Source organism: Bradyrhizobium sp. KB893862 SZCCT0404, assembly GCF_018130885.1.
Classification (GTDB): Bacteria; Pseudomonadota; Alphaproteobacteria; order Rhizobiales; family Xanthobacteraceae; genus Bradyrhizobium; species Bradyrhizobium stylosanthis.
Genome location: NZ_JAFCLT010000005.1, coordinates 75,956 through 88,721, shown reverse-complemented (window position 1 = coordinate 88,721; position 12,766 = coordinate 75,956). Strand labels below are relative to the sequence as shown.

The 12,766-nt window shown below is 65.7% G+C and carries 10 protein-coding genes; 5 read left to right on the top strand and 5 right to left on the bottom strand.

Annotation, left to right across the window (positions count from 1 at the left end; all coding sequences use genetic code 11):
* Window positions 1–223: 223 nt before the first annotated feature.
* On the bottom strand, window positions 224–826 hold the full coding sequence (ccmA, locus tag JQ617_RS20980) for a heme ABC exporter ATP-binding protein CcmA (protein ID WP_212028299.1): 603 nt from the start codon (window positions 824–826) through the stop codon (window positions 224–226).
* A 241-nt stretch (window positions 827–1,067) separates the two neighbouring features.
* Between ccmA and acnA the strand changes: the two genes are divergently transcribed.
* The 3 genes from acnA to JQ617_RS20965 all read left to right on the top strand — a co-directional run bounded on the left by acnA (window position 1,068) and on the right by JQ617_RS20965 (window position 5,766).
* Window positions 1,068–3,788, top strand: a complete 2,721-nt coding sequence (gene acnA, locus JQ617_RS20975; protein WP_212027957.1) for an aconitate hydratase AcnA — start codon at window positions 1,068–1,070, stop codon at window positions 3,786–3,788.
* Window positions 3,789–4,008: 220 nt separating this feature from the next.
* On the top strand, window positions 4,009–4,788 hold the full coding sequence (locus JQ617_RS20970) for a DUF1223 domain-containing protein (RefSeq protein ID WP_212027956.1): 780 nt from the start codon (window positions 4,009–4,011) through the stop codon (window positions 4,786–4,788).
* A 606-nt stretch (window positions 4,789–5,394) separates the two neighbouring features.
* Entirely contained in the window at window positions 5,395–5,766 is a 372-nt protein-coding gene (locus JQ617_RS20965; RefSeq protein WP_212027955.1) for a DUF2794 domain-containing protein, read from the top strand.
* Window positions 5,767–6,094: 328 nt separating this feature from the next.
* Here JQ617_RS20965 and JQ617_RS20960 read toward each other — a convergent pair whose 3' ends face one another.
* From JQ617_RS20960 to JQ617_RS20945, 4 genes are all read right to left on the bottom strand, one after another.
* Window positions 6,095–6,625: a GNAT family N-acetyltransferase gene (locus JQ617_RS20960; RefSeq protein WP_212027954.1), complete on the bottom strand. Its 531-nt coding sequence runs from the start codon at window positions 6,623–6,625 to the stop codon at window positions 6,095–6,097.
* Window positions 6,626–6,912: 287 nt separating this feature from the next.
* On the bottom strand, window positions 6,913–7,704 hold the full coding sequence (locus tag JQ617_RS20955; RefSeq protein WP_063685032.1) for a Bax inhibitor-1/YccA family protein: 792 nt from the start codon (window positions 7,702–7,704) through the stop codon (window positions 6,913–6,915).
* 270 nt (window positions 7,705–7,974) lie between these two features.
* On the bottom strand, window positions 7,975–10,545 hold the full coding sequence (locus JQ617_RS20950) for an ABC transporter permease (RefSeq protein WP_212027953.1): 2,571 nt from the start codon (window positions 10,543–10,545) through the stop codon (window positions 7,975–7,977).
* Window positions 10,542–11,261 (bottom strand): ABC transporter ATP-binding protein, encoded by a 720-nt coding sequence (locus JQ617_RS20945; RefSeq protein ID WP_063685028.1) that lies wholly within the window; start codon window positions 11,259–11,261, stop codon window positions 10,542–10,544. The genes JQ617_RS20950 and JQ617_RS20945 overlap by 4 nt, the downstream gene beginning before the upstream one ends.
* A gap of 55 nt (window positions 11,262–11,316) precedes the next feature.
* Between JQ617_RS20945 and JQ617_RS20940 the strand changes: the two genes are divergently transcribed.
* Together JQ617_RS20940 and thpR are read left to right on the top strand one after the other, a co-directional pair.
* Window positions 11,317–11,952: an arylesterase gene (locus tag JQ617_RS20940; RefSeq protein WP_212028298.1), complete on the top strand. Its 636-nt coding sequence runs from the start codon at window positions 11,317–11,319 to the stop codon at window positions 11,950–11,952.
* Window positions 11,953–12,125: 173 nt separating this feature from the next.
* Window positions 12,126–12,662 carry an RNA 2',3'-cyclic phosphodiesterase gene (gene thpR / locus JQ617_RS20935; protein ID WP_063685026.1) on the top strand — a complete coding sequence of 179 codons (537 nt, stop codon included), beginning with the start codon at window positions 12,126–12,128 and terminating at the stop codon, window positions 12,660–12,662.
* The last annotated feature ends 104 nt before the right edge of the window (window positions 12,663–12,766 follow it).

Here is a 12,766-nt window from a genome sequence, read left to right as displayed (position 1 = left end):
CCCGGGCGAGATGCGCGTTTGGTGCGAGTCATCAGCAGCAGTGCGCCTGCCTTCCCAACGCTAGAACCGAAACGTCCTGCCGTGTGGCACCCCCCTCCCTGGCCCTCCCCCGCAAGGGGGGAGGGAACGGAGAGAGCGGAGCTCGGTATCACGTGACCCCTATAGAGCTCGGGTTGCGCCGCCGAACGCTGCACGCGCGAGAAAAGCTGAGGGTCGGAATGCCTCACGCCGCCCCCCCGATCCGCAGCTCCCGCGAATCAATCCCCAGCGGGGCATGGGTGGCCGCGATGATCATGCCGCCCCGGGAAAGATGCTCCCGCATCAGGCTGCCGAACATGTCCTGTCCCGCCACATCCAGTGCGTTGGTGGGCTCGTCCAGCAGCCAGACCGGCCGGCGCACGGTCAGCAGCCTGGCCAGCGAGAGGCGGCGGCGCTGGCCGGCCGACAGGAAGCCGGCGGGCAGATGGGTGGCATGGTCGAGGCCGACGGTGGCAAGGCTCTCGGCGGCCTCGAAACGCTCGCCGCCCAGAAAATCGGCCCAGAATGCCAGATTTTCCGCCACGCTCAGCGCCGGCTTCAGGGCGTCGCGATGGCCGAGATAGTGGCACTGCTCGGGCAGCGTCATCTCGGCGTCGCCGCCGTCCAGTACGATCGTGCCGCCGGCCGGAATGAGCAGGCCCGCGATCAGCCGCAGCAGCGAGGTCTTGCCCGCGCCGTTGCGCCCCACGACCGATACGGCCTCGCCGGAGGCCGCCGCGAAATCGAGCCCGGAAAACACTTCGCGCCCGCCGCGCACGCAGGTGACCCCGCGTCCGGACAGCTGCATCTTGGCTCGGTTCAATCCGCTCAAAGCCAGGCCTCAGGAAATCTTGGGGTAGCGCATGGGAATTTTTGGCTCGGCAATTGCTGCGGCACGATTGTGGCTGTGGCGGCGCGGTTAGAAAGCTTCTATAAGCCCGGAACTACTTGATGCAGCAACTCAACCTGCCCCTGCAAGCGACCCAGCCTGCTATGCTGACGGTGTTAAAATACCCTGCCGGGTATAACTAACAATTGGGATTTCCTACATGACCTCGCTCGACAGCTTCAAATGCAAAAAGACCCTCAAGGTCGGCGCCAAGACCTATGTCTATTACAGCCTGCCCACGGCCGAGAAGAATGGTCTGAAGGGAATTTCGAAACTCCCCTATTCGATGAAGGTCCTGCTCGAGAACCTCCTCCGCAACGAGGACGGCCGCTCGGTCAAGAAGGAAGACATCGTCGCGGTGTCGAAGTGGCTGCGCAAGAAGTCGCTGGAGCATGAGATCGCCTTCCGCCCGGCCCGCGTGCTGATGCAGGATTTTACGGGCGTTCCCGCGGTGGTCGATCTGGCCGCCATGCGCAATGCCATGCAGAAGCTCGGCGGCGACGCCGAGAAGATCAACCCGCTGGTCCCCGTCGATCTCGTCATCGACCACTCCGTGATCGTGAACTTCTTCGGCGACAACAAGGCTTTCGCCAAGAACGTCACTGAAGAGTACAAGCAGAACCAGGAGCGCTACGAGTTCCTGAAGTGGGGCCAGAAGGCGTTCTCAAACTTCTCCGTCGTGCCGCCCGGCACCGGCATCTGCCACCAGGTCAATCTCGAATACCTCTCCCAGACGGTCTGGACCAAGAAGGAGAAGATGACGGTCGGCAAGAAGACCGGCACCTTCGAGGTCGCCTATCCCGACTCGCTCGTCGGCACCGACTCCCACACCACCATGGTCAACGGTCTCGCCGTGCTCGGCTGGGGCGTCGGCGGCATCGAGGCGGAAGCCTGCATGCTCGGCCAGCCGCTGTCGATGCTGCTGCCCAATGTCGTCGGCTTCAAGCTGAAGGGCGCGATGAAGGAAGGCGTCACCGCCACCGACCTCGTGCTCACGGTCACGCAGATGCTGCGCAAGCTCGGCGTCGTCGGCAAGTTCGTCGAGTTCTTCGGTCCGGGCCTCGACAATCTCTCCGTCGCCGACAAGGCCACCATCGCCAACATGGCGCCGGAATACGGCGCGACCTGCGGCTTCTTCCCCGTTGACGCGGCCGCGATCGACTACCTCAAGACCTCGGGCCGCGCTCCGGCGCGCGTCGCGCTGGTGCAGGCCTATGCGAAGGCGCAAGGGCTGTTCCGCACCGCCAAGTCGGCCGATCCGGTGTTCACGGAAACGCTGACGCTCGACCTCGCCGACGTCGTGCCGTCGATGGCCGGCCCGAAGCGTCCGGAAGGCCGCATCGCGCTGCCGTCGGTCGCCGAAGGTTTCTCGCTCGCACTCGGCACCGAGTACAAGAAGGCCGAGGAGCCCAACAAGCGCTTCGCCGTCGAAGGCAAGAAGTACGAGATCGGCCATGGCGACGTCGTCATCGCCGCCATCACCTCCTGCACCAACACCTCGAACCCGAGCGTGCTGATCGGCGCCGGCCTGCTCGCGCGCAACGCTGCCGCCAAGGGCCTCAAGGCCAAGCCGTGGGTGAAGACCTCGCTGGCTCCGGGCAGCCAGGTCGTCGCGGGCTATCTCGCGGACTCCGGCCTGCAGGCCGATCTCGACAAGGTCGGCTTCAACCTGGTCGGCTTCGGCTGCACCACCTGCATCGGCAATTCCGGTCCGCTGCCGGAGGAGATCTCGAAGTCGATCAACGACAACGGCATCGTCGCCGCCGCCGTGCTCTCCGGTAACCGCAACTTCGAAGGCCGCGTCTCGCCGGACGTGCAGGCGAACTATCTGGCCTCGCCGCCGCTGGTCGTCGCCCACGCGCTCGCGGGCAGCGTGACCAAGAACCTCGCCGTCGAGCCGCTCGGCGAAGGCAAGGACGGCAAGCCGGTGTACCTCAAGGACATCTGGCCGACGACGAAGGAGATCAACGCCTTCATGAAGAAGTTCGTGACCGCGTCGATCTTCAAGAAGAAGTACGCCGACGTGTTCAAGGGCGACACCAACTGGCGCAAGATCAAGACCGTCGAGAGCGAGACCTATCGCTGGAACATGTCGTCGACCTACGTGCAGAACCCGCCTTACTTCGACGGCATGAAGAAGGAGCCGGAGCCGGTCACCGACATCGTCGAGGCGCGCATCCTCGCCATGTTCGGCGACAAGATCACCACCGACCACATCTCGCCGGCCGGTTCGATCAAGCTCACCTCGCCCGCCGGAAAGTATCTCAGCGAGCACCAGGTGCGCCCCGCCGACTTCAACCAGTACGGCACGCGCCGCGGCAACCACGAAGTCATGATGCGCGGCACCTTCGCCAACATCCGCATCAAGAACTTCATGCTCAAGGGCGCTGACGGCAACATTCCGGAAGGCGGCCTCACCAAGCACTGGCCCGACGGCGAGCAGATGTCGATCTACGACGCCGCGATGAAGTACCAGCAGGAGCAGGTGCCGCTGGTCGTGTTCGCCGGCGCCGAATACGGCAACGGTTCCTCGCGCGACTGGGCTGCGAAGGGCACGCGTCTGCTCGGCGTTCGCGCCGTGATCTGCCAGAGCTTCGAGCGCATCCATCGCTCGAACCTGGTCGGCATGGGCGTGCTGCCGCTGACCTTCGAAGAGGGCACCTCGTGGTCGTCGCTCGGCCTCAAGGGCGACGAGAAGGTCACGCTGCGTGGCCTGGTCGGCGACCTCAAGCCGCGCCAGAAGCTGACCGCGGAAATCGTCTCCGGCGACGGTTCGTTGCAGCGCGTTTCGCTGCTCTGCCGCATCGATACGCTGGACGAGCTCGACTACTACCGGAACGGCGGCATTCTGCACTACGTGCTGCGCAAGCTCGCGGCCTAAGCGCGAATTTGTGAACGGTGGCTCACTGCGACGTGAGTAGAAGGTTAAACGAAGGCGGCCTATCACAAGGCCGCCTTCGCGCGTTTGCGGCATGATTCAGATGGGCCCGTCCGGCGGAAAATCGCATTGGACGGTTGAGCGTGCCGCGCCCCGTAAGACTACGGTGACCATCAGGCGATAAGATTCCCCCTTCCACGGACTTTGGTGTGCGGCGTTCGACATGACGACAATGACGGCTTCTCATCTGATTTCACGTTGGTCCGGCGCTCTCTGGTCGGGAGCACTCGGCATCTGCGCAATCGTCGCCGTCATCCGTCCCGCCCACGCCGATCCCCGCGCCGTTGTCGAATTGTTTACCTCGCAGGGCTGCTCGTCCTGCCCGCCCGCCGACAAGATCATCGGCGATCTCTCCAGCGATCCCTCGATCATCGCGCTGAGCATGCCGATCGATTATTGGGACTATCTCGGCTGGAAGGACACGCTGGCGGATTCGCGTTTCTCCGCACGGCAGCGGGCCTATTCGCGCATGCGCGGTGACCGCGAGGTCTACACGCCGCAGGTCGTGGTGAACGGCTCGACGCATGTCATCGGCAGCGATCGCGCCGGCATCGAAAGCGCGATCGGCAAGACCGACAAGGGCACCGGCGTGATGAGCGTGCCGGTGTCGATGTCGCTCTCGGGCAAGCAGATCAACGTGTCGGTGGCCGCGAGCAAGGAGCCGGTGGGGGTCTCGCATGGCGAGGTCTGGATCTGCTCCATCGCCAAGTCGGTGCCGATCGCGATCAGCCGCGGCGAAAATCGCGGGCAGCAGGTCACCTATCACAACGTGGTGCGCAACCTGCTCAAGGTCGGCGACTGGACCGGGCGTCCCGAAAGCTGGACGGTGCCGCTGGAGAACCTCACGCGCGACGGCGTCGACGGCGCGGTGGTCTACATCCAGGACGGCAGCCGCGACAAGCCGGGCCCGATGTTAGGTGCGGCGTACACCTCGCTGCACTGATTCGATTTCCGTCTCTCTCAAGCGTCGTAGTCACTTTCACTCCTCATGGTGAGGAGGCGCGTCAGCGCCGTCTCGAACCATGCAGGCCGTGTGCGCTGACGCAGCTCGGCCTCGATCCTTCGAGACGCCGCTTCGCGGCTCCTCGGGATGAGGGGTGAGAATCTTCGCGCGGATGTTCGGAGAGAGGGGCGTCGCGCCGGAAACAGTCCGACACAAACAAAAAAGGACCAACTCGCGTTGGCCCTCCTTGTCGCGCGTACAGACCCGATCCTGTTCGACCCCGGGGGGCTGGGGGCTGAGGAATCCGGAACCGAAAGGACCGGGTCAACGCACACACGTCTTTTCGCAATGCAGGGCGGCAGGCGCTTGGCGGAAAAGCGGCGAGACTAAGATTCTTGAGCACGATCCCGTGACGCTTCGTCGCGAGGAAGTTCCACCCCTGCGTGTAGGGTGATTCGCACCCGATTCCATGGGTTGAGCGGGCGAGTTCCATCGAGGGCCTTGCGGCGGGGAACGGTTGGCGCAATCATGCAACTGTCATGATCCGCCGTTCCGGGGACGGTCTTCGCGGACGCGGGTCGTGCTGTGCAATGAGGAGCGCTTCCCATGAGTCTGACGCCGGAGGATGCTGATCCGAGCGGGCAGCGCGCGGCGGCGCATCCCGCCGCTGCGAGCGCGCAGGCGAACCGGGTGACGTTCAACCGGCTCGAGCTGCACCGCATTCTCAATCTCTACGGCCGCATGGTGGCCGACGGCGAGTGGCGCGACTATGCCATCGACTTCCTGAGGGACCGGGCAGTGTTTTCGGTCTATCGCCGCGCCTCGGAAGTTCCGATCTATCGCATCGAGAAGGACCCGCGCCTCGCGCGCAAGCAGGGCATGTACAGCGTGATCTCGGCGACCGGCCTGATCCTGCGCCGCGGCCACGAGCTCGAGCGCGTGCTGCTGGCGATCGACCGCAAGCTGGCGGTGGTGTAGCGGCAGTCCCGTAGCCCGGATGGAGCGCAGCGCAATCCGGGGCCGCTGTATCCACAGAGGAACCTGTCCCGGATTTCGCCGCGCTCCATCCGGGCTACGGGAGCCAGCGGCACGACCGGTGCCGTAGGGTGGGCAAAGGCGCGCAGCGCCGTGCCCACGTTCTTTTTCGATCGCCGGGATTTGGTGGGCACGCTTCCGCTTTGCCCACCCTACGGGACCTGTGATGTGGCGATCTTTGTAGCCCGGCGAAGCGACATCCGGGACTTTGCTTGCCGTGTTCCCGGGTATCGCTGCGCTCTACCCATCCTACAGGATCCCCTCGCGGGCCCTACTTCCCCGGCACCGTCTTCGCGCCCTCGCCGAGGTCGCGCTGCATCATCACCGTGTCCAGCCAGCGGCCGAATTTCAGCCCGACATTGGGATGCGTGCCGATCATCTTGAAGCCGCCCCTGGTGTGGACGCCGATCGAGCCGGCATTGGCGGAATCGCCGATCACGGCGATCATCTGGCGGAAGCCGCGCGCCTCGCATTCGGTGACCAGCCGGTCCAGCAGCAGGGAGCCGATGCCGCGGCGGTGGAAGGACGGATCGAGATAGATCGAGTTCTCGACCGTGAAGCGGTAGGCCGGCCGCGGCCGGTAGGCGCCGGCATAGGCATAGCCGGCCACGCGCCCGTCGAGGATCGCGACGAAATAGGGATAGCCGCCGTCCACCAGCGCGCGGTAGCGGCGCGTCATCTCGGCAAGGTCGGGCGGATCCAGCTCGAACGTCGCGGTGCCCTCGCGGACGGCCTGCTGGTAGATGGCGGTGATGGCGGGAAGGTCGGCCTCGGTCGTGGGCCTGATGTCAGGTGCGGTCATGGGGGAAGATTAGGGCGTTCGCCCGGCCGCTGGAAGGGGCAACGCTGCTTCCCCATCGTCATTGCGAGCGCAGCGAAGCAATCCAGAAATGCGTCCGTGGAGGGACTATTGAATTGCCCGCGTAGCCCGGATGAAGCGCAGCGAAATCCGGGGGCAGGTGCATCCGCGGGCCCGATCGTCCCGGATTGCGCTTCGCTCCATCCGGGCTACGGGAGCACGTCCCCACCGGCCCAAACAAAAACCCCGGCCTCTCGGCCGGGGTTCGTGTCCGTTCTCTCGTCGATCGCTTAATCGCGCTGGCCGAGGAGCTGCAGGAGCAGCGTGAACAGGTTGATGAAGTTCAGGTACAGCGACAGCGCGCCGGTGATGGCCGCACGCTCTGCGATTTCACCGCCGGCCGAAGCGTAGCCGTAGATGTAATCGTTCTTCAGGCGCTGCGTATCCCAGGCGGTGAGGCCCGCGAACACCAGCACGCCGACCACCGACACGATGAACTGCAGCATCGAGCTCGCCAGGAACAGGTTGACCAGGCTCGCGATGATGATGCCGATCAGGCCCATGAACAGGAACGAGCCCATGCCGGTCAGGTCACGTTTGGTGGTGTAGCCGTAGAGGCTCAGCGCACCGAACGTCGCCGCGGTGATGAAGAACACCCGCACGATCGAGGTGTGGGTGAACACCAGGAAGATCGACGACAGCGAGATACCCATCAGCGCCGCGAACACCCAGAACAGGATCTGGGCGGTCGAGGGGGCGAGACGGTTGATACCCGCCGAGATCACGAACACCATCGCGAGCGGCGCGAGCATGAACAGCCACTTCAGGGGGCTGACGAACATCGCGTAGCCGAACGGCGTCAGGAAGATCTTGCCGACGCGAACGGCGTCCGCGGTCGGGACGTCAGTCACGGCAGCCATGTAGACACCGAGCGCGGCAAGGCCGGTGATGGCCAGGCCGATGCTCATGTAATTGTAGATGCGCAGCATATAGGCGCGCAGGCCGGCATCGACCGTCGCGGCGTCGACACGCCCGGCGGCCCTGCCGAAAGGAGAAGCGTAGTTACGGTCTAGGTCCGACATGGTCGAAATCCCGTTGGTTGGTCCGGTCCGGCATGAGGGTCGCCATGCCGCCGGTACGTCAAATTCTATCTCGGATACCGATGCCTGCCGACTAAATTTTGGCTAACAATCGGGGCTCCGAACCCATTCGATATGTGGGAAACTAACACATTCGCTGCAACCGTCCACGCGCGGCTGAATGTCGCCCTCGCCCACAATCCAGACGAGCGGTCGTGGTTAATCGCAGGAATCGTGCGATTTCGCTCCTGCGCCGCCCGCCGCTACCTTTTGTCACAAATTGCGCAACACGGTAGCGGGCTTTTTGTTCAATGCGAGCAGCGTTCCCGCGAGCCCGAGGCCGACGGTGACGACCAGGGCGGCCGCCACCACGCCCGCCGCGCTGCCCGCCTGCCAGACGAAGCTGAGCGTCATCAGCCGCGTCACGATCATCCAGGCGGCGACGCTGCCGGCGATCACGCCGAACACCGCGGTGGCAAGCCCGATCAGGAGGTATTCGAGCGCATAGGCGCCGAGCAGCCGCAGCCGCGTCGCGCCCAGGGTCTTGAGGATTACCGCATCGTAGACCCGGTGACGGTGGCCGGCGGCCAGCGCCCCGCCCAGCACCAGGATGGCCGAGATCAGGGTCACCGCGCTGGCGCCGCGGATCGCCAGCGCCAGGTTTGTCACGACAGAGCCGACGGTCTCCATCACCTCGCGCACCCGCACGCTGGTCACCATGGGGTAGGCGTCGGCCACCTGCTTGATGATCTTGCCGTCGCCGGCGGCATCGCCGCCGGCCTCGGTCAGCGTCGCGATGTGGGTGTGCGGGGCGCCCTTGAAGGCATTGGGCGAGAACACCAGGACGAAATTGATGCCCATCCCCTGCCAGTCGATGTTGCGCAGATTGCTGATCTTCGCCGGGATGTCGCGGCCGAGCACGTTGACCACGACCTCGTCGCCGAGCTTGAGGCCGAGCCCGTCGGCGATCTTCTTCTCCATCGAGACCAGCGGCGGGCCGGAATAGTCCGCGCTCCACCACTCGCCCTCGACCACCTTGGACCCCTTCGGCATCTCGGCCGTGTAGGTCAGGCCGCGGTCGCTCTGCAGCACCCATTCGGAATCCGTGGTGGGCCTGAGCTCCTCGGCGCGCACCCCGCGCGCGGCGACGATGCGGCCGCGCAGCATCGGCACGTCCTCGACCTTGGCGCCGGGCGCGATCTTTTGCAGATAGCCGTCGAACTGCTCGGCCTGGGTGCTCGGGATGTCGATGAAGAAGAACGAGGGGGCGCGGTCGGGCAGGGCGGCGAGGAACTGCCGCCGCAGATTGCCGTCGATCTGGGTGATGGTGACCAGCACGGCGAGCCCGAGGCCCAGCGACAGCACCACCGACGGCGTCAGCGCGCCCGGCCGGTGGATGTTGGCGATCGCCAGCCGCAGCATCGGCAGCCGGGTCCGCGGCAGCCGGCGCGCGATCGTCATCAGCAGGGCGGCGATGCCGCGAAGCAGGGCGAACACGACGACGGAGGAGGCCACGAACACCGCGGCGATGCGCTTGTCGAAGGAGAGCCCGATCACGACCGCGATGAGCAGCGCGATCACGACCGCCATGAACACGAGGTAGCTCGCGCGCGGCCGGTGCCATTCGGAGCTGATGGTGTCGCGGAACAGCGCGGCCACCGGCACGTCGTGCACGCGGGCGAGCGGCCACAGGCCGAAGGCGAGCGCGGTGAGCAGGCCGTAGACGAAGGACAGCGCGAGCTCGTCGGCATGCACGGCCGGCACCACCGGCAGCGGCAGCAGCTTGCCGAACAGCCCGACGATGGCGAACGGCATGGCGGCGCCGAGCGCAAGGCCGATCACCGAGCCGATCGCGGCGAGCAGGACCACCTGCGCCAGATAGATCCCGAACACGTCGCGCCCCGTCGCACCGACGGCCTTGAACGCCGCGATCACCTCGAGCTTGCGGTCGATGTGGCTCTTGACGGCATTGGCGACGCCGACGCCGCCGACCAGCAGCGCGGCGAGGCCGACCAGCGTCAGGAACTGCGTGAAGCGGTTGATGTTGCGCTCGAGCTGCGGCGAGGCATTGGAGCGGCTGCGGATCTCCCAGCCGGCCTGCGGCGCGGCATTGCGCGCGTCCGCGATGAAGGTCTCGGTGGCGCGCTCGCTGTTGGCGGTATCGGGCAGCTTCACCCGGTACACCCAGCGCACCAGGCTGCCGGGCTGGATCAGCCCGGTGGCCTTCAGGCCGGCCTCGCTGATCAGGAAGCGGGGACCAAAGCCGATGCCGCCGGCGAGCTTGTCGGGCTCGGCCTCGACGGTAGCGCGGATCTGGAACGTTGCGCTGCCGATGGTGACGCGGTCGCCGGTCTTGAGGGAGAGCCGTGCGAGCAGCGTCGGATCGGCGGCGGCGCCGAATGCGCCATCGCGCATCGCGAGCAGATCGGACATCGGCATGGGCGGCGCAAGCGTCAGCTGGCCCAGCATCGGATAGCTGTCGTCGACGGCCTTCATCTCGACCAGCGCGAGCTGGCCGTCGGCCGCACGCGCCATGCCGCGCAGCGTGGCGGCGGTCGAGACCGTGCCGCGCGAGCGCAGGAATGCGACCTCGTCAGGCTTGGCCTCGCGCTGGAACAGCACGAACGAGACGTCGCCGCCGAGCAGGGTGCGGCCCTCGCGGGCGAGGCCGTCGGACAGGCTCGCCGAGACCGAGCCGACGCCGGCGATCGCCATCACGCCGAGCGCGATGCAGGCGATGAAGACGTAGAAGCCGCGCAAGCCCCCGCGCAATTCGCGCAAGGCATAGCGCAGCGACAGCGCGACGGCGCTCGGCCTCGCGAACGGTTCGCTAGCTGCGCTCATGCCGGCGCGGTCTGCGTGTCGATGCGCCCGGAGCGCAGGCGGATGACGCGATCGCAGCGATGCGCGAGCGAGGAATCGTGCGTCACCAGCACCAGCGTCATGCCGCGCTCGGCATGCTTGGTGAAGAGCAGGTCGACGATCTGCTTTCCGGTGGCCTCGTCGAGATTGCCGGTCGGCTCGTCGGCGACGAGGATCGCGGGATCGGGCGCCAGCGCACGGGCGAGCGCGACGCGCTGCTGCTCGCCGCCGGAGAGCTGCGTCGGATAATGATGCAGGCGATCTCCGAGGCCGACCGAGTGCAGCTCCTGCGCCGCGCGCTTTGCGGCGTCGGGATTGCCGGCGAGCTCGAGCGGCACGGCGACGTTCTCCAGCGCCGTCATGGTCGGGATCAGATGGAAGGACTGGAAGACGATGCCGACCTGGCGGCCGCGGAAGCGCGCGAGCGCATCCTCGTCGAGGGCATTGAAAGGCGTGCCCGATACCACCACCTCTCCGCTATCAGGACGCTCCAGCCCCGCCATCACCATCAGCAGCGTGGATTTGCCCGAGCCTGACGGGCCGATCAGGCCGATCGTCTCGCCCGAGGCGACGCGCAGGCTGATATCCTTGAGGATGTGAACGCGTGCCGCGCCTGTGCCCAATGAGAGATTGACGTTGGAGATGGCAATGGTGTCCGCGGCAGCGGCGAGGGAAGAGGGTTCGATGCGAGTGTCCATGGTCCGGTCATATGGCAAGTCCGATGGCGCGGTCGAGAGGCGTTACGGAATGTTCATGCACATAGCCGTGTTGATGCTCGCTTTGATGACGATGGCGACCCCGGCTTGGGCGGAGGCGACAAAACCGCTGAAGCTTGTCGTCCTCGGCGATTCCTTGAGCGCCGGCCTTGGCCTCCCGGCCCAGGATGCGTTCCCCACGAAGCTCCAAAAAGCCTTGCAAACCAAAGGCATAGCGGTCGACATGACCAATGCCGGGGTGTCCGGCGACACCTCCTCCGGCGGCCGCGACCGGCTCGACTGGTCGGTGCCCGACGGAACCGATGGCGTCATCGTCGAGCTCGGCGCCAACGACGCGCTGCGCGGCATCGATCCCGCCCTGACGCGCACCGCGCTCACCGACATCGTCCAGCGTCTCAAGGCGCGCAGGATTCCGGTGATGCTGTGCGGCATGGTGGCGCCGCCGAATTACGGCGCCGATTACGCGGCGCGCTTCAATTCGATTTATCCGGATCTGGCGAAAAAATTCGACGTGCCGCTCTATCCGTTCTTCCTCGAGGGCGTTGCCGCCGACGCCAAGCTCAACCAGGCCGACGGCATCCATCCGACCGCGGCGGGCGTCGACATCATCGTCGGCAACATCATGCCCACGGTGGAGGCATTCCTTGGCACGATAACCGAGCACCGGCGTTGAAAAGCAGGCAGTGCTAACCCTAATTCCCAGGGTTTTCCCGGGGTCAGGCGCGCGATGCTTCGCAGAGTCACACAACTGCGATAGGAATCAGGGTACCGGTGATTCGTCGCCGGCTCTAATTTGGATATGGTTCTCGCTCGAGGGCCGTGCCCAAGCATCGGGAGTGCGAAACGATGCCGCGTTTGTTCACTGGTCTGGAAATTCCGGCCGAGATCGGCCAGTCGCTTTCCAACTTGCGGGGCGGCCTTCCCGGCGCCCGGTGGATCGATCCCGAAAATTATCACGTCACCCTGCGCTTCATCGGCGATATCGACGGCGTCTCCGCCAACGAGATCGCATCGATGCTGTTTCGCGTCGACCGCAAACCGTTCGAGGTGAAGGTGCAGGGGCTGACAAGTTTTGGTGGTCGCAAGCCGCGCGCAGTGGTCGCGACCATCGCGCCGAGCAAGCCGCTGATGGAATTGCAGGCCGAGCTCGAACGCATGATGCAGCGGATCGGTCTCGATCCCGAGGGACGCAAGTTCATCCCTCACGTCACGCTGGCCCGTCTGCACGACGCCTCCGACCGCGACGTCGCCGACTATCTCTCGATCCGCGGCTACTTCCCGAGCAAGGCGTTCATGGCCGAGCGTTTTGTCTTGTTCTCGTCGCGCGCATCGACGGGCGGTGGCCCCTATGTCGTCGAGGACGCCTACGAGCTGTGTGAGTAGCTGCGCTCTCGTGCCCCGGCCGTAGAGCCGGGGCCCAGCATTCCGCGATGAACGAAATAGTGGGTCCCGGCTCTGCGCAGCAGCGTTACACGCTGCAGCGCGTC

What these genes read in the sequence shown, in the direction of transcription:
- ccmA (WP_212028299.1), bottom strand. Translation starts at nt 826, where the DNA reads ATGCAGCTGTCCGGACGCGGGGTCACCTGCGTGCGCGGCGGGCGCGAA.
- acnA (WP_212027957.1), top strand. Translation starts at nt 1,068, where the DNA reads ATGACCTCGCTCGACAGCTTCAAATGCAAAAAGACCCTCAAGGTCGGC.
- JQ617_RS20970 (WP_212027956.1), top strand. Translation starts at nt 4,009, where the DNA reads ATGACGACAATGACGGCTTCTCATCTGATTTCACGTTGGTCCGGCGCT.
- JQ617_RS20965 (WP_212027955.1), top strand. Translation starts at nt 5,395, where the DNA reads ATGAGTCTGACGCCGGAGGATGCTGATCCGAGCGGGCAGCGCGCGGCG.
- JQ617_RS20960 (WP_212027954.1), bottom strand. Translation starts at nt 6,625, where the DNA reads ATGACCGCACCTGACATCAGGCCCACGACCGAGGCCGACCTTCCCGCC.
- JQ617_RS20955 (WP_063685032.1), bottom strand. Translation starts at nt 7,704, where the DNA reads ATGTCGGACCTAGACCGTAACTACGCTTCTCCTTTCGGCAGGGCCGCC.
- JQ617_RS20950 (WP_212027953.1), bottom strand. Translation starts at nt 10,545, where the DNA reads ATGAGCGCAGCTAGCGAACCGTTCGCGAGGCCGAGCGCCGTCGCGCTG.
- JQ617_RS20945 (WP_063685028.1), bottom strand. Translation starts at nt 11,261, where the DNA reads ATGGACACTCGCATCGAACCCTCTTCCCTCGCCGCTGCCGCGGACACC.
- JQ617_RS20940 (WP_212028298.1), top strand. Translation starts at nt 11,317, where the DNA reads ATGCACATAGCCGTGTTGATGCTCGCTTTGATGACGATGGCGACCCCG.
- thpR (WP_063685026.1), top strand. Translation starts at nt 12,126, where the DNA reads ATGCCGCGTTTGTTCACTGGTCTGGAAATTCCGGCCGAGATCGGCCAG.